Origin of the sequence: Flavobacterium sp. PLA-1-15 (genome assembly GCF_049060005.1) — a bacterium.
GTDB lineage: Bacteria > Bacteroidota > Bacteroidia > Flavobacteriales > Flavobacteriaceae > Flavobacterium.
In genome coordinates this window covers 214787-232872 of sequence record NZ_JBMGQS010000001.1, presented here as the reverse complement: position 1 = coordinate 232872, position 18086 = coordinate 214787, and the positions used below count along the sequence as shown (strand labels likewise).

General features: G+C 35.1%; 13 protein-coding genes. 6 read left to right on the top strand and 7 right to left on the bottom strand.

Going from position 1 to position 18086, the window contains the following annotated elements; translation table 11 throughout:
- Positions 1 to 19 precede the first annotated feature (19 nt).
- From ACI6PS_RS01040 to ACI6PS_RS01020, 5 genes are all read left to right on the top strand, one after another.
- The gene (locus ACI6PS_RS01040; RefSeq protein ID WP_421010683.1) at positions 20 to 1441 is read left to right on the top strand and encodes a DUF2971 domain-containing protein; all 1422 of its coding nucleotides are present in this window, start codon (positions 20 to 22) and stop codon (positions 1439 to 1441) included.
- A 26-nt stretch (positions 1442 to 1467) separates the two neighbouring features.
- Positions 1468 to 3027 carry a hypothetical protein gene (locus ACI6PS_RS01035; protein WP_421010682.1) on the top strand — a complete coding sequence of 520 codons (1560 nt, stop codon included), beginning with the start codon at positions 1468 to 1470 and terminating at the stop codon, positions 3025 to 3027.
- A gap of 224 nt (positions 3028 to 3251) precedes the next feature.
- Positions 3252 to 3371 carry an SEC-C metal-binding domain-containing protein gene (locus ACI6PS_RS01030; protein ID WP_421010681.1) on the top strand — a complete coding sequence of 40 codons (120 nt, stop codon included), beginning with the start codon at positions 3252 to 3254 and terminating at the stop codon, positions 3369 to 3371.
- A 53-nt stretch (positions 3372 to 3424) separates the two neighbouring features.
- Positions 3425 to 6997, top strand: a complete 3573-nt coding sequence (locus ACI6PS_RS01025) for a hypothetical protein (protein ID WP_421010680.1) — start codon at positions 3425 to 3427, stop codon at positions 6995 to 6997.
- A gap of 1355 nt (positions 6998 to 8352) precedes the next feature.
- Entirely contained in the window at positions 8353 to 8775 is a 423-nt protein-coding gene (locus ACI6PS_RS01020; RefSeq protein ID WP_421010679.1) for a DUF6943 family protein, read from the top strand.
- A 554-nt stretch (positions 8776 to 9329) separates the two neighbouring features.
- Here the strand turns inward: ACI6PS_RS01020 and ACI6PS_RS01015 are convergent.
- The 4 genes from ACI6PS_RS01015 to ACI6PS_RS01000 all read right to left on the bottom strand — a co-directional run bounded on the left by ACI6PS_RS01015 (position 9330) and on the right by ACI6PS_RS01000 (position 12073).
- A complete protein-coding gene (locus ACI6PS_RS01015) occupies positions 9330 to 9497 on the bottom strand; it encodes a hypothetical protein (RefSeq protein WP_421010678.1) in 168 nt (55 codons plus the stop codon).
- 62 nt (positions 9498 to 9559) lie between these two features.
- Complete coding sequence (locus ACI6PS_RS01010) at positions 9560 to 9955, bottom strand: DUF5675 family protein (protein WP_421010677.1); 396 nt, start codon at positions 9953 to 9955, stop codon at positions 9560 to 9562.
- Positions 9955 to 10713: a hypothetical protein gene (locus ACI6PS_RS01005; protein ID WP_421010676.1), complete on the bottom strand. Its 759-nt coding sequence runs from the start codon at positions 10711 to 10713 to the stop codon at positions 9955 to 9957. Before ACI6PS_RS01005 ends, ACI6PS_RS01010 begins: the two co-directional genes overlap by 1 nt.
- Before the next feature lie 862 nt (positions 10714 to 11575).
- On the bottom strand, positions 11576 to 12073 hold the full coding sequence (locus tag ACI6PS_RS01000) for a thermonuclease family protein (protein ID WP_421010675.1): 498 nt from the start codon (positions 12071 to 12073) through the stop codon (positions 11576 to 11578).
- A gap of 300 nt (positions 12074 to 12373) precedes the next feature.
- Between ACI6PS_RS01000 and ACI6PS_RS00995 the strand changes: the two genes are divergently transcribed.
- Positions 12374 to 15817, top strand: a complete 3444-nt coding sequence (locus ACI6PS_RS00995) for a T9SS type B sorting domain-containing protein (RefSeq protein WP_421010674.1) — start codon at positions 12374 to 12376, stop codon at positions 15815 to 15817.
- A gap of 120 nt (positions 15818 to 15937) precedes the next feature.
- Here the strand turns inward: ACI6PS_RS00995 and ACI6PS_RS00990 are convergent, their stop codons facing one another.
- From ACI6PS_RS00990 to ACI6PS_RS00980, 3 genes are all read right to left on the bottom strand, one after another.
- Positions 15938 to 16366, bottom strand: a complete 429-nt coding sequence (locus ACI6PS_RS00990; RefSeq protein ID WP_421010673.1) for a hypothetical protein — start codon at positions 16364 to 16366, stop codon at positions 15938 to 15940.
- Positions 16367 to 16399: 33 nt separating this feature from the next.
- The gene (locus ACI6PS_RS00985) at positions 16400 to 17131 is read right to left on the bottom strand and encodes a hypothetical protein (RefSeq protein WP_421010672.1); all 732 of its coding nucleotides are present in this window, start codon (positions 17129 to 17131) and stop codon (positions 16400 to 16402) included.
- A gap of 450 nt (positions 17132 to 17581) precedes the next feature.
- The gene (locus ACI6PS_RS00980) at positions 17582 to 17911 is read right to left on the bottom strand and encodes a hypothetical protein (RefSeq protein ID WP_421010671.1); all 330 of its coding nucleotides are present in this window, start codon (positions 17909 to 17911) and stop codon (positions 17582 to 17584) included.
- Positions 17912 to 18086 lie beyond the last annotated feature (175 nt).

Below are 18086 nucleotides of genomic sequence, written 5' to 3'. Positions count from 1 at the left end.
ACAATCACAAGAATGTATAATGTATAGGTTTAGATGTATAGAAAATCTCATTGGAAAACATAAAGAACTTGAAAATCAAGAAATCTATTTTGCTGCTCAAGAACAATTAAATGATCCTATGGAAGGATTTTTAGACATCTTTTGGCAGGGAGATAAAATTGTTTGGAATAACCTTTTAAAACACTATTTAATGTGTCTTGAAACTGTATATTTTTCAAATTTATTTGAAATAAAAAAAACTACATTAAGTTTGAATGATATTCCTATATACAACCATCAAAATCAATATAGGACAGAGAAAAGAAAACAGATGTTTGATGAAATTGAAAATAAATTTAACCAGTTCCTGTTTATTAAAAAACTTCCTGAATATTTAGCCAACAAAAAAGAACAAATTCGAAGAAATGAATTATTGTGTTATTTACGCAGTGTTCAAATTTATGCAGTTGATTCCATAAGTTTTGTTTATAAAAATCATTCATTTCTTAATCCACTTTTCCATAAAAAAAAATTAAAAAACATTTCAGATTTTTCAAAAGCTAATATCGAATTAATCAAATTAATCAATTCATACGAAAGCAATACTATTGATGAATTACAATTTGAAAATATTGCTTTAAGTATAACCAATAAAACTTTTCATGAATATGATTTATTAATTGCTAAAAAAAATAAAGACACCAATATTAGTAACAACTTTAAGTTTATACTATATGAATTTTCAGAAGCGTATATTACAAGATTAGAGTCTATTGCTTATCCAAAATGGTACACCGCTTGTTTTATGTCAGAATGCAGTAATTCATCAGTTTGGGGACATTACGGCGATAAACATTCTGGTGTATGTTTAAAATTTAAAACTAATACTATTGATAATAAAATTCAATTAGACTTGAACACAATATATGGATGTAATGAAAATGGTGACATCATAGGAATGGTTTCGCATACATTTCATAAAGTCAATTATGAAAATAAACATGTTGAAATTAATTTTTTTAAATCATTAGGGAGATTACCTGTATATCAATTAAGATATCAATGGTATACTGACCAGGAAGGGAACATGAGTAGCTGTGCAGATCCTATTAACGAAGATGAAGAAAAAAATAAAGTTTGGTTAGATCAATATTGGTTAAATTTTCAAAATGGTGCAACAACAAAATTAAAAGATTGGCAATATGAAAATGAATATAGATTATTGATAAATAACATGCTGCATGACTATGAATCTTCTGAAAAAAGAAAATTGAAATATGATTTTAATGATTTAGAAGGTATAATATTTGGAATAAAAACTTCAACATCTGATAAAATGAAAATAATAAAAGTTATAGATCAAAAATGTAAAGAACATAATAGAACTAATTTTAATTTTTATCAAGCCTATTATTCAAAAGAGACAGGAAACATAAATCATGAGAAGTTGAATCTAATTTAATACAAAATAAAAATTCAAATACAACTATGAAAAAAAAAACATTAGAAAATGTAAAAATGTCAGATTTGACTAAAGTATTAAACAAGTTCAAAGAAGATGGTAGAATTTTTAGTTGCAGTATCGAACAATTATCAAAACATTTTTTAAAAGAATTTCTAGATATAAATCCTTTTCAAGTTGATTTTGATGAGCTAACTAAAAAGTATTTAGAAAACATCAACTTTACTACACCAAAAACTATTAAAAACAGGAGTAATAAGATATTTGAAGATTTTTTTGAAAAGAAAGATAAAGAGTTATCAATTGCAGTTACAAATAAAGAAGACTTTCATAAATATATTTGTAAAAAATACCTTGAAATAGTTCGAGAACCTAAATCTGAATTACTTGAAACCTACACTAATACAATAAATGATTTAAAGACAATTGATGACACTTTAAATGATATTAGTATTAAAAGAGATAAAATAATAAGAGACAATAAAGCCGAAGAGATACAAGAAAAACTTCCAATTCTTCATTATTATAAAGAGTTAAATGAAATAGCAAAAGAAGAGGTAATTCATTTTTTAAAATATGATATTAGAAATTTTGCACTAGACAATTCCATAGAACACTTTTTTACACATAATTTTTTTGGCAAAACTCCATACAATTATAACTGGAACCCACAGGCATACCTGCCGCAACGCCCAAATGATCTAGCTAATAAATTCGGAGAGTTACCATATTCTCATTTTTTAAAATTAAAAGAAAAATATGATTTAGAAGATAAAACAGAATTTAATGAATATCTAGCCAACTACATAAATGAAAATGAAATTATATTTTTGATAAATGATTTGTTGGACAAAAATCATATTCTTTATGAAAGAAAAGAAATTATTCAAGAAGCTCTTAATATTTATGAAAATGGAAAAAAGATTATGTTTGCAAATGCAGTTCCAACTATTATTGAGGGTATTTTTCACGATTTATGTTTAGTATGTGGTGGTTCTGATAACGAGTTATTATCTGAAGGTTTTCAGGAAAAGCTAAATAGATTAAAAAAAATCTTTAGTTGGGAGTTACACTATGAGTATTATTCATTCAAATTTAGAATAATTAGAAATAAAGTTGCTCATGGTAGATTAACAATCAATGAGATAAACCAATTATCTGATATGCTCATTCTTGATTTATATCAGGTTGCACAGCTAGTTTCAAGTACAAAACTAAAATTAAATAAAAAAAGATTTATTATTTCTGAATTCAACAAAAGTAAATCAGAACCTAATTACAATTATGTAGTAGAATATATACTGTACGACGATATAGTACTACCTGAATTTTATAATTTAAATCCAGAGATTTTAATTATAGAAAGCATCATTAAATCTCAAGAGTTTTGGGATTACCTAGAAAATGAATTTAATAATGGTTATGAAAATGATAAGCATGGAATATTTTATGTAGTAAAAAAAATATCTCATAGAAAACCTTTTGATGTAAGATGTACTGTTTTTTTCAAAAATGCAAAATTCGATGGAATCTATGATAACAACAAAGCAAAAAACTATATTAATTATTTAATTAAAGATAATTAAAGTTTAGTGTATCCATTCATTATCTCATTCAAACTGCACAAAAATCGCTCCTAGTCCAAGTATTCCTAGCATCAATTCTTTGTTTGTTTCATTTCGCTAATTTCATTTCAAATTATATCTTAATTTATTGTTTAATAAGACGATAAAAATACCTAATCCAATTAAAAAAATTAATGTTAATCTTTACCTTAGCAAGGTATTAATTTAATCACAAAGACCTGTATATGAATAACAAAATAGGAAGAAATGACTCTTGTCCATGTGGGTCTGGTAAGAAAAATAAAAAATGTCATAATGTAGACAGATGGCCAACAATTGTATCTAATAAAACGAACATAATATAAGTATTACAGAAGAATATATAACAACGCACGAGTCAAAACACCTACTTAATGAAATGATTTCCCTGCAACTTTTGCCTGAGAATCACGGTAAGAATATACGAATTGAAGAATTAGCTACACTTGTAGTCACAAATTTAAATAACGGTAAAGAGAAAGATATCAAAAAACTTTATGATTCAATCAGGAAGGAATATTTCCACAATCATAATGAGGATCCAGCAGAGAATATGTTTTCCGAAAGTGTAATTTTCTATGGCGGTAATTATACAGTTTTTCCTGGAATAGCATTAGAACCAGTAGAAATTTTTAGGAATCTAACTCAAATAATTTTCAACACCACCATTAAACTTCCCGATGCTTTTAGGGCACAGGTCTATCAGGGTATTACCTTGCTTTTATACTTAGGTCAGGAGTTAGCTACTAAAGCTGGAATTAAAGGAAATGCAGACTGTCAAAGAGAATCACAAGAGTTAATTCATTTTGATAAAGAAGTAGATTTTTCTATTTCAAAAACTGAATTAGTTAAGATTTGTAGTTTGCTTGAAATCAGCCCCGAAATAATTAATGATTTCATCATTGCACCAGATGATAGCCATTTTCAAGATTACGATCCTCAATTTAATCCATTATTATTCTTTCCTATAGTAGAGTTTAATAATGAGTATTTTTTTCTTTTAATATCAAATCAAGTTAATGCTATAAATGAATACATTTTAAGATCAGCAAAACAATATGGTTGCGAAAAGGATTTACTATTAGCCTATCAAGAAGAAATTTGGACTGAAGTAAGAATAGCTTGCAATAAAATGGGATGGGTAGAAACTGATATTGAACTCCCTGAAGATAAAACTGATATAGGCTTTAAAGAAGCTATTCTCCATTTTGATAATAATCGATTAGCCTATGTTTCATTGCAGGCTCCTTCAGAATTGTCAGATTTATTCAGTTACCAATCTGCAAATAATCGAGAAAACTCACATCAGCGTTTAACAAAAGTAATTACAGAATTAAAAAACCGCCCTAAACTTTCAGACTGCAAGTTTCTAACCGTAAGTTTATATGATTCTATTGGAAGATTTTTCATGGGAGCAATGCATAAGCCTCAAGAACGAGAACTCAAGTTGTCATTTTCAGCATTCAACTTCATTTCACTTACTGAGGGTGAAGATTGGGAACAATTGAGTTTGTGGAAATTTGCAAAAGCAGCAGATATTTTTCTTAGTAAAACTCGTAGTATGTCATCAATGATTGATATCTATAACATTTATAAATCAAAGGGTCAGGGTTTCTATTTTTCAGACAACATAAGACCCGATTATACGATGTTAGTTCCTGGAGAAGGCAGCGAACTAATAAGACAAACAAAGCTAAAAGCAAATTATCATGCAACAAAAATCAAAATTGATGAAGAGATTGCATTTATTCCAGTTACACGGATTGCAGACTTTGCACCTATCTACAAGCCTACTAGGCACATTGGTTATTTTTTGCAGGTACTGGAAACTTTTACCTTTCCAATATGGATAACAAACAGACAGATTACGAAAAATTCTATGGTACCTGCAATACGTCTTTACGCAGATGCAATAGCATTTTGGCTACATAAATTTTATAAATCTCTTAGTGGTTATTTCAATCAAATTGGCTCTAATCCTTTAGAAATTGAAATTATAGTAAATCCTGCAACATTTCAGGCTATGACATCAATTGAAATGATGGAGCAAAAAGGAGATAAATATTCATCCTCATACATTGATGGTAAAATCACGTTTAACATTCCATTTTCTTCATTGGTAGAATTCATGGGTTCAAAAAATGAAGGTGAGCGAGTGATGATGAAAGAAATTCTCAAATCTCTAAATTTAGTTAACGGTATTTCGATTACCGATGAAGATATAAATAATATTATAGAGCATCATATGCCTCTGAATCAAGCAAAAATGATTTTGATTTCTGACAGTCAGCAAGATTTAATGATTGAACGCAGATGGCTTGTGAAAGCATTTTTGTTAACCGATGCTGAGGTTGAAATTTTACTGGATGAGTTACCTAGTTTGATTGAAACAAAAATGACTATCCCTGAAAAAATTATTAATGCTGATGAAAAAAAGGCTTTATTTAATGCGGCTACTACTGTCTTAATAGAAAAACTTAAGAAAGAAATTGGAGTATTCAATCACGAAGATCTATTAATATCTCTTTTGAAACTACATGAGGCGTTAGTTCAAAAAAGAGAATATAATAAGACTATCATCCCAGCACAATTGCTCTGCTTTGGGGGTATTGAAGCTAAAGTAAATGAAATACATGAAAATGAAAAAAATCTTGTAAGGACTTCGGTAGCCCTTAGAGGATTAATTGAATACCTTGCAGCACAACCTATATCAGGAGCATTAAGTTCTAGTTTAGATGATATTGATAGGCTTTTGGCATTGATGCATGAAATTGTGAATTATGGTTTTTTAAGTGATGCGGTACATTTTAAAATGGATGACCCTGAAGTTGGAAAATTACCTTCTGGACGTATCGGTATATCGAGAGATTTTTTTGAGGAAAAACTTAAACCTTATTCTGAATCCAATACTAAAGCTGAAATTGATGATTACATATCAAATTTCGAAAACAGATTTGAAATATATAGTCCAGTTGATGAAAACGATGCTGACCCAGAAATAATCCAATCGATAGAGGAATTAGATGAAGCGTTTCTGAAAGATTGGGGAATAACTTTTTCTAATCTTTATGCTTTATTTTATCATGCAGCAGTGTTGTGTATGCAAGCAGAAAAATCAGTCATTACAATGGCAGAAGATGAATTGATTGAAAAACTTGTTGTTGATTTCAACTATCCAAGAGAACAAGCTATAGCTGGAATTAACCGACTTATTTTATCGTCAAGGGATTCATACCTAACAGCTCCTGAAAATTACAATAATAGTGAAGTTTTCCCATGGAAATACAATCGGGAATTTAGTTTAACAAGAAGGTTTTTAGTGAGACATTCTAATTTAGATAAAAAAGATTTTTTGAGTTGGGGCTTTAGAGCTGCTATAGCTACTCAAAAGCAATTACAATTTTTATTACATAGTGGAAAATTAAATAATGGAGGTGTTGAGATTAAGCGGATAATGGGTGCATTTCGTGTTAAGAATGGAAATGTGTATAGAAATATTGTAAAAGACTGGTTTGCTTCACACTCCGATTTCATTGTTATTGATTATGAAGTCAAAATCGCTCCGAGAGGACCTTTAAATGCCGATAAACCATATGGTGATGTGGATGTCCTAGCGTTTCATAAACCAAGTAGTACTGTTTTTAGTATTGAATGTAAGAACACAACTAAAGCCAAAAATATACATGAAATGAAAACTGAAATGGATAGCTATCTTGGACGTGAAGGTGGAAAAGGAATGATTACTAAACATGTTGACCGACATAATTGGCTTATTAGTAACAAAGAAAAATTACAGAAACTTTTTAAAATTGAAACACCTATTACTGTGAAATCGTTAATGCTTTCATCAGAAGTAATTCCTTTTCCATATATTAAATCAGAGGCATTACCTTTACCTATAATAGCATTCCACAATTTAAAACGAGAAGGCACAAAACTATTATTTGAATAATAGCAATCCATCAGATATAGTTTGTTTCTAAACAAGAAAGTTCAAAAGTCATTAATAATAGATGAAATGAATTTTATTGCCCCTCCTTCCCAACGCTCCAAAAGTTTTTGTATGCCAGAAGTTAATCGCTCCGATAGATAAATGGTGCAAGGCAACAAAAACTTTTCCCAAAGCTTAGTTACATAATGTGGCATTATAGGGCAATAAAGAAAATAGTGCTCCAAAACAAGATGGTGCATTGCCCTATAATAACATTATGTAAAAAAGCCGCTCACCCCACGCTCAAAAGCCCCGCTCCAGCCACACATTTTTGGCAGCTTTCCTCGCACCACCCAGCTACCAAAAACACGTGGCTTCGCGGGTCTTACTTCGTGTTTTCATAAGAACATATCTGCAAAAAAAAATCATCACTTCGAAGGAAATCTATCAATTGTTTTTATCAGCTGTTTGTTTAAAGCGGTAGTGCTTGCATTATCTTTTGAAGGTGCATATCGTTTTCAAAAGAAAAATTTTGCAAACTGAAGATGAAACTGCCAACCATCGAAATCATGCACCCTCAAAAGATAAAATTGCCCAGCAAGAGTGTGTTTTTTTGATTTGTCAGAATATAAAGTAGTAATTGCTTTCCGGTTGCTGATGCTTTTAGAATTCCTAACAAAATTATTCAAACTTCAAGCCTTTCTATTCAATGACAAGTGAAGCATCAGCACCCAAAAAAGCAATCAGAAAGTAAGTGCAAACAAATCAAAAAACCACACACTTGCTTTCGCTACTGCCAACGCACTCGGTAGTATTTGCATTGTTTTTTTGAGGTGCTTCCCATTTTCAATAGCAAAACACGACTAACTGAGACTACTACTGCATACTTTCACGTTCAAGCACCACAAAAAATCAAACAGTGAAGCAAGAGTTTCAAATTTCAGTTATGGACAAAAGCGTTTATAATTGACTTTTTGTTTTTTGCCCAGCCCCAAAATTTGAAACCCTTGCAAGACGACCCCAACTCCAAAACAAAAATAAATCAGACTTCCAAAGGAAAATCCTGCTTCGAAAGCAAAAAAATAAAATAAAAAAAAGAGAGCAAAGGTAAGTTCCGGGTTTACAAAAAAGCAAGTTCAAGCCCTCCGGGTTTTTTAAAAAATCTCCACCACCCATACGTTTTCAAAACAACTTTCTCACCAAGCAACGAATTCCGACTTCCAAAGGATGAATCAGGGTGGTAGTATTTTTTTAAAAAAACTTGCTTTTTTGAAACCCTCCACTTGACGAGAGTGCTTTCTTTTTTTTCTTTTTTTCTTTTGAAAAAATTTTAATGGCAAAGTGTGTCCAGTCGATAAATCCTTAAAAGCCACGATATGATAAATTTTAAAATGAAACACCACCAAAACGGCGTAAAGTACGCAAATCCTCATTTCTTTATCCTAAACAAAGGTTTGAATACAGGCAAACCTTTGGATGAACCATGTCCAAATTGTTTTGTAATCATCTTTCAATGTTTGGAAGACTGCGAGAACATGCAGGCTATTATTTCAAACCTTTGGCGTATAAAATTTTGGCACCAATTTCTAATTGGTTCAGTCATTCCATACATCAGAATCAGTGATTTTGTAAAAAATTTAACCATTAAATCAAACGAAATGATGTTAGATTTTAAACAGCATAAAAAAGATGTAGAAAAGCTCAAATTTTTGGAACAAAAAGAGATACAATTTCACGAAAATATCAATTTAATAAATGATTTGAGAAGGGTTATCCTTTATCGGTATATAAAAAAATAACCCTGAATCATCAGGGTTATAATTTGTGGACAGTCAGGAATCGAACCTGAGAAGCTAACTGCAATATGTTCGTCCCTAATTCACTATCGATTAGACTTTTCTACTTTTGGTCTGTCCGCGTTAACTCCAATCCACCTTTTCAAAAAAATTCCAATGTCTTTCATATCTTCTAGATTTTTTATATAGTTAAAAACTGTTATTCCACCGAGTGCAAACTGGAAAAATGTTGCAGGAGGACATCTAAAAAGAATAACCGATAATAAACTAAGTAGTACTAATATTCATAAATAGTTATCTCAAATATAAGTATAAAATAAAAAAAGTCAAGTCTTTTCAGACCTGACTTTCATTTTGTTTAACCCAAAGGTCACCACAACTAGGGCTAAACTTATTTTTTGTGCTTCTTACAAAGGTATTTGAGCAATACCGAAATTGAAAAACTCACTACAGCTCCAACAGTTGCTAAAATAACTGTTTTTATCAAATCTTCCGAGTTCAAATTGGGTATCATACTCAAAAAAGTACCTCCAGCAGTTCCAAACAGAGTTGAATTACTATGGCTGCTCATTTTTTTCTACAGTCAACTGACTTACCGCTGAGATAACACCACCAGCAACTGCAACATAACCACCAACCGTAGTCACAATTACTGGCAGAGCGACTGGTGCAGTTAAAACAGCAGTGCCAACAGTGGCCAATACCAATCCAATAGTTCGAAGCACTTTAAAAAACTTTGGTGTGGGAGCGGTTGCTCTCTCTACAATTTTATTCATAATCGTAATTTCTAGGATTGAACAATTAATTCGACACTTTCGTTTTTATCCAAAGCTTGGTAAACAATCCTTTTAAGCTTTTCAAAAGCTATTCGAGACATCAAACCAAGTCCAGGACCAGAAAGTTTAGTAACAGGGGCAATACAGCCTTGCAATTCCTTTTGAGCATTATTGGCAGGATGAAAAAGAATGAATTTTCTATTCGGTACATCCATCACTTCCAAATGCCATTTGTATTTGGTACTGTATCGCTTTCTGATAAAATATTTCCCTTCAGGAATGCAGGAAACCTTCGTTTCGTTCATCTTCCAGGGCAATTCAATTGTGTTGCAAATCAATTTACCTTCGCATTCGAGTTTACCATTCGTTCCTTCAGGGAAATAAGTTCTAGTTAACCAAATAACCATTACACACCGCTATCAACCTTAGCAATCGATAATGGGTTAAAAGCACCATTTTTCAATGGGTACATTTGTCCATTTATCTCTTGATAAAACTCAAGTCCCAATGCCAAAAACAATGGTTTTGTTGAGTTAGCAGTAACCGCATTTGTTTGACTGATAACAGCAGTAGCGGTTCCATCCCAAGACAAGATTGCAGTTTCAGAAGTAGCAACCACAAAAGTTTCAGCTTCAAAATCCACTTCAGCACCGCCAGAGATGATTTTAAAATGCGTAGTTCCACTTGGAGCTGCAATCATATTCGCAGGAATAAACGAAGCCAAATCTACCGTGATTTCACCAGAAACACGGTCAATCGTTGCTACAAAAGGAGCAAACAAACTTGTTCCCAGTTTCCCACGAATATTGAATTCAAAACCAAATAACAACTCAGCTTCTCCATCAATCACGTTACGCAAACCTCTTTCACTCACTAAATCCGCTTGGATGACTTTCACCATTCGTTGAGTCAATCGGCTTACCATTCTGCTATCCGCAGAATTCAATAACAACGGTCTAAAAGCTGTTCTCAAAAGCTTTCCGGCTTTACCAGCTCTACCAAACTCAGAACCATTTTCACGGGTTCTTTGAAACGCAGGATCAGTGGCAATTCTACTAGCGTCAATGCCGCCTTTTTCTCTGGCCAAGTGTCCATCTTGCGTTTTATAAAAGGTAATATCCCCGATAGTACCTTTCAATTTAATTATGCCTTTCTGTCTAGCCATAACTTCAAAATTTTGTTAAACATTCATTTAAAATCTCCTTCATTCTTCCAATCAGTTGCAACTATTCTTGAATGATTTAAAACAAATTTGAAGCAAGATTATTTACAAAAGGAAACGATTGTCATTTTATGACACATATGTCCAAAATCGATACAAAAGACATCACAACAAGTTCATTAATCGTTTCTGAACCAGTTCAAAGAATGATTAATTTTATGGCTTCAAATGTTTAATTCAGATAGGTTTTAGGTAACTCAAAGCCTAGTCAAAGGCATAGATAAAGTATGAAAATTGAAAAAAAGAGGTTGTGTATCTACCCAAAGGACATACAACGCATTACAGGAAAGAGTTATAGACAAAGTGCAAGATTATTGCAAAAGATAAGAAGTGACCTGAATAAGCTTGAAAATGAGTTCGTATCAGTTGAGGAGTTCTGTAACTATACCAGCTTAAAGATTGAACAAGTAGAACCTTTAATTATCGGATGAGGTTTATAAAAAATGTATCAATTATTAAACTTCATTCTACATACTTTTTACAGTAATAACCAGTTCAATAAATGAACAATAATTTCAGTTATTCACTTTGTTTAATCATCTAATTTTCATAGTTTTGTACTATAAGATTTCGAAAAATTTGCACGTCATTTATAGATGCAAAAGCGAGACCCTAGGAATTTAAAAGATATTAAATCAACAATATCAATCGGTTAGAAATGGATGACAAATCCCTCTTTCTCCGCCAGTAAAAACAAAACCCTTAAAATCAATTGATTTTAGGGGTTTTTGCTTTTTATGATGGATTCGTAGCTTAATGCAATCTTAGAGTTTTTTATCATTTATTGAAACTAGCTGTTTGCTCTTTACGGATTTTTCTTTTTCCGTTTTAGCTTTCGCCATTCCCAGGGGGCTGTAGGGTTTTTGTCTATCCAGAGGCCTACTTTTTTTTCTCGCGCCTTGGTTTCTAGGTTTGCGTAGAGGATGGATTTGGAGTGCATTTTGTAATGCCAGGCCAGACCTTGCTCTACCAATTGCTGGTTGATGCATATTGTACCGACGTAGACTTCTGCTACGAGGCGTTTGTATCTGTCTATTGTGCCGTCGCTTACTATTCTAACTGTTTTTCCGAAGCATAGGTTGGAGGCAAGCTGTTTTGCATTGTTGCTGAAAGGCTGTCTCTTCTCGGGTGCGTCTATATGGGCCAGCCTTATGGTGGTTTCTTTTCCCTTGGCGAAAACTTTGAAGGTGTCACCGTCTTTTACGGCTGTTATCTTGCCTTCGAAGGTTATGGGTGTTTTCTTATCCGAAGGAGCTTCGGGATGGCAGAAGGTTAGGAACAGTAAGGCTATCAGGTATTTCATTCTTGCACTATAAGTTATATGTTCGTCAAATTTAGTAAAAATACTAGCGAACGATTATCATTTGATGTTGCTCTTACCTCAGATTGTATTTTTTTAATTTTTATATACTTTAAAATGTGTATTTTAGCTCCAATTAGAACGTTATTTCTGATTTAATAAACATTAAATTTCAACCCTAATTGTATTCTATTGAGATTGTTAACTACTCTACTCCGTAAAGTTTCTTGCTGCCTATTTGGGCTGGCTCTCCTATTTTCCGCTGAACTGTTTGCACAACAAAACATTATCAATGGTGGTAACATGGAGGGAGATTTTTCTTGGACTTGGATTACGAACCATAATGTTACCACTACTGACTATGTCTATCTGAATGCTCCTTACACAGGAAGCACTTTGCCTGGACAAAGCACGGTCTATCATGAACCCGATACTTTCAATACTGCCTTTATCCCGATAGATGATATGACAGAAGGCGGTGGTAGCACGTTGCTGATTGATGGAAGTACAATACCACATCAATACTTTTGGAAAGGTGGTTATGGTGGAAACGGTTTTTGTGGGCTAACTCCCGGAACTACCTATACCTTTACTTATTATATACGATCGGCAACTGCTTTGGTAACCGGTCCTGCAACACAGGCAGATGTTCGGATTGATTTTTCAAATGCTTCCAATATTACCTTACTAACCGGCAGTACCGTCGCACCTCTCCCGGCAGATGGATGGCTGAAAGTGTCCTATAGTTTTGAAGCTACGGCAGATTGTGTAGACATCAACCTTTGGAATTTCAATACTAATGCGGTAGGAAATGATTTTGCCTTGGACGAGCTTTCCTTATTGCGGGAGCAGTGGCCTTTTACGGTAACCTATGCTTTATTTCAGAGTACTTGCCAGGGAGGGATTTCGCTCGATTGGTATGCCAGTGGCGGCAATCAAAGTACTATTTCAGTATCGCTTGTAGGACCTTCTTATTCCAATACAGTAGGTCCATTTGACAATCTACAGCCAGGAAATTATACTTTAACCGCTACCGATGGCGACGGAACAATAGTTTCCCACCCAATAACCATACAACCATTGACATCTGCATTGACGATAAGCCCAGATATAACTATTTGTGATGGCGACACCACCACTCTTCAGGTCAGTGGCAGTACCACTCCTTATTATTGGAGCTCACAACCTTATGATAGCGATTTGCCAACTACCAGTACCCCAACCGTAACCGTGAGTCCTTCTGTAACCACTACCTATAAGGCCGTGTCAATAGACAATACCACTACGGGAAATTTAATCTACAATGGTGATTTTTCGATGGGGAATGTAGGCTTTGGCTCCAGTCATTATTATTATCCTACCAATTTTGAAAATGCTCCTGGCGCCTATGGCGTTGTAGATAATCCAGCTGTATGGGCAAGCACTCCTGTCTGTGGCGACCATACTACTGGAATGGGAAACATGCTTGTTGTTAATGGCATTAACCGTGCTTATGATGGTGGTGGTCATGCCGTTTGGATACAAACCGTACCCGTTCAACTTACTACAAATTACACCTTAACCTTTTGGGTAAAATCACTTTCTGCCATAAATCCTGCGAATATTACTGTAATTATTAACGGAACGATTCAGAATATCATTCTTTTTCCAGCACCTTCAACTACCGGATGTAATGATTGGGTTCAATACTCGCTCACTTATTTTTCGGGATGGATTAATAGTAGGGCCAACATCAGCATCAACAATGTAAACACCTACTTTGACGGAAACGAATTTGCCATAGACGACATCGTTTTTGAAGCGGCAGAAAAATGCCTTAGCAATGAAACAACCGTTACAGTAACACCAACAACTACAGTAGCACTCACGGCTTCTTCAACAGTTTCTTCGACGGTAGCGTTCGATTGGGAAGCACTGCCATTGGTTACAGGCTATAGTGTGAGCTATACCATCAACAGCGGCACGCCCATCAGCGGTGGTACGGTTACGGCTACTGATTTTACCGTTAACGGTCTGAATGCCGGCGATGCGGTACTGCTCACGGTAGCTCCAATTGATGCAGGTTGTTTTGCGCCTGCGAGCCTTCTGAAGAATTCCTTTTCACCTTGCGACATTCCGGTCGCGAGCATCACCCAACAGCCTACCTGTACGGTTCCTAAGGGAGTGATTACCGTTGATGCACCACTGGGAACTGAATTTGAATACAGCCTCGACGGCACTACTTTTCAAGCGAGTCCGGTTTTCAACAACCTAGCTTCGAATACTTATACCGTTACCTTGCGCAATAATCTGCTGGGCTGTATCGGTACGGGAAACACGCTGACATTTAGTACCGCTGGATTGCAACAACCTGATGTTACGGCGGTACAAACCATTGTCAACTGCCAGGTAAACTTGACGGCGAACAGCACTACGCCCAATACTTCGCTGGTTTGGAACGGTCCTACCTTGGCTCCCAACACTGCCAATCCTGCTACGACACTTTCGAGCGGCACATATACGGCAACGGCTACCAACCTGCTTACGGGTTGCACGCAGGATTTTGTGCTTCACATACTTCCATTGGACATCCCGCCTATTCCCTCAGTGGCTATTTCTTTGGGTACTTGCAGTAGCGCAACAGGCAGCATCCGTGTTTCTAGCCCCTTAAATCCTGATTATCTGTATAGCCTTGATGGAACTAACTATCAGGCGAGTCAGGATTTTCTGAACCTGCCTCCTGCTATTTATCCGGTAACGGTAAAGAATACCTTGACAAATTGCGTGAGCGCACCCTTTATGGCCGATTTGAATTTGCCATTGGTAACCCAACCTCCAGTCGCTCTTTTTCCTGCTATTGCAGTGTGCCAGAATGCTACCGATAATGAATGGGGCGTTACCGCCATGCCGGGGGCTACCTTAAACTGGTACGGACAAAATGCTACAGGCGGTACTCCATCGAGCATACCTCCTGTAATTGACACTTCGGTACTCGGCACCTTTATCTACTATTGCAGTCAGTCGGTTGGTTTTTGCGAAAGCCCTAGGATTGCCATTTCGGTAACAATTTATGTCGGTTCGTTTGCGCCTGATTTTGATGATATTGAAATTTGCCAAGAAGGTGTCGCGCCGTTATTGCCTGCTGTTTCTCCTAACGGAATACCGGGTACTTGGTCGCCAAGCGTAGTAGACATAACTACAAATGGCACATATACCTTTACCCCTGCTATTACTGCCTGTGCTTCCATGCAAACCATTACCGCTACCATAGTAACCCCTGCCGTACTCTCTTTTGATTGGTCGGTTGATACTGATTTTTCTGATAACCAAACCGTGACGGTCGTGCCTGCTGGTAGTGGCAACTACTTGTATCAGTTGGATGGTGGCGCTCCTCAGAGCAGTCCTATTTTTCATCATGTAACGGCAGGGCTTCATTCTATTACGATGCTGGATGCCGATGGCTGTTCAAAAGCAGTTACTAAAAATGATGTACTCGTGATAGGCTATCCGCGTTTCTTTACCCCGAATAACGACAGCTATAACGACACATGGACCATCAAGGAGTTGTTTTTTCAGCACGGTGCAAAGGTGGACATCTTTGACCGTTATGGCAAATTGATCAAGCATTTGAACCTAAAAAATGCCGAAGTATGGGACGGTACTTATAACGGACAGTTGCTTCCTGCTACGGATTACTGGTTTGTCCTGCAGTATACCAACTTGGGTGTACCGAGGCAGTTTCGTTCGCACTTTTCTTTAAAGCGATAAGATTCTTGTTCCTGTAATTTTTAAAATTGTTATGGATACGGTTATGGACATTCAAATTGATTGAATCCAATTTCAGTATTAAATGCTATAAACCTTGATCATAATACCCCTAAAAGCATCCTAAAAGAACCAATGCTCTATCTTTTCTATACTTAAAGCAAAACAACTACTCATTTTTCCAATCGCAACCATCAAACAACCAAACGCAACTATCAAACAACCAATCGCAACTATCAAACAGCCATGCGCAACTATAAAACAGCCATGCGCAACTATCAAACAATCAAACGCAACTATCAAACAACCAAACGCAACTATCAAACAACCAAACGCAACTATCAAACAACCAATCGCAACTATCAAACAACTAAACGCAACTATCAAACAATCAATCGCAACTATCAAACAATCAAACGCAACTATCAAACAACCAATCGCAAGCACTTTAAAATAAAAAACACCTACTTCAAAAAAAAAAGCAGGCACTTTAAAATAAAAAGCACCCACTTCAAAAAAAAAAGCACTCACTTTAAAATTAAAAGCAAGCACTTTATTTCAAACATACCTAAGTCTTTAAAACTATTATCGAATATTTCTAAAGCTTATTTTATTGATATTTTTAAATTTTTCAGAGTCAGCCCCAAATAAACCTTTGATAAAGCTCTTCGCATCAAGCATCACGTCTACATACCCAGTTTCTGGAGTATACATAAAAACATTTCTTTTTTCTCTGATATCCGTAATCTTTGCTTCTGCCTGCGCCATCTGGCTGTTATAGTCCAATAATCCCTTAGCATAACCCTTTAAACTAACAATTTTAAACTCGTCAACAACTGGGTCATACCCTTGGCAGATAGTAAGCAGTTCTATCAAATCCGAAAAATTCTCATAAAGGCTATCGTAGCTCTGGCGGGATGCCGAGTGCTTCTTAGCCTCTGGCTCGTTGGCCTCCTTCTCGATATCCACTTCTTTTGGCTTGATCAATTTAACACCTTGAATCTTTACATTGATAGCCCTTGCAGTTTCAATTTCCTTTTTAGTCATGTTAGTTCCCGAAAGAATCCCCATGATGCGGGTAGAGAATTTCTTGATGCCCCTAAACCCTTGCTGTCTTCCATCCACAATCAACGACCAGTTACCTTTCGCCTGTTGAACCTCTGTAATATAGTTATTTCCTTTTTCGTGGTAGTCCTTTAGCTCTACCAGTGTAATCTTTTTCTTTGAAGGTTTATACTCTGATGGAAATGTTTCAATCCTTTCAATTAATAACAATCCGTTTGCAACGTTTTTGTAGTGTCCTGTTTCTGAAGCCATAATGTTTTCTTTAAGTTTAGGTTTATGATTATTGATGTTGATAAACCTAAAAATAATTTCGACTCGTTTTTTTGTCTTTATCAGCTATTTTATAAAATAGCTGATACTCACTTTTTTGCGTATCCATTTACTATTGATTTTCAATAGCTTACATTTTTAGCTACTCCCTAAAAAACAGCAAAGTGAGTACGTTGATTTATGTTTTGACTTGTGTTTTATTTGTTTTGACTTATGGGCTTTAATTTTTTTTTGGGGGGATTTGGTGGGAATTGTAGTTTAGGATAAAAAAAACAGCTCCAAAATCACCTTCCACAACGTTGTAATGTCATTGCAAGGAACGAAGCAATCCCAGAATCAACTTCCACAAAGTTGACAAAATTTCCCGACAATTAAGGATGCAATTGCTTCATTCCTCACAATGAAGGTGTGGGGTGATGTCAGCAAACAAACCTACTCCACTTTTAACTTCCAAGAATTTCCATCACAGTCATTTGCTTCAAGTTCGGTCTCTCCTACCCATTGCAGTCTTACATCTACTTTATTTTTGTTTTTATCAAGTAGGGTCCCTACTCCGTATCTGCCGTACATATTTACATTTCCTGTAACACTATTGCCTGAGAGGTCCTTACCCTTTACATCGTAATTATAGGTATAACCTCCGTATTTGCGTGTACGTGGTTTGGAATGACTCATGGTGTCGATGCTACTGGCCATTTTGCTTTTCTTGATTGAGGGTGCTGGGTGCGATACCGCTAAAGTATTTACTCCTTGGGGTGTCACGGATCCCGTATTATGTTGGCAACTTGTGAGCACAAGGACTTGTAGCAGGATTACTCCTGCAAGAGTGTTTTTGTAGTAAGCGTACATTTTTGTGTATTTTTGGTTTGATTCTTATTATGAATCTCTTTCTGGATGGCTTTAAATGTAGGGGTATTGTTTTGTGCGGCAAATGTAT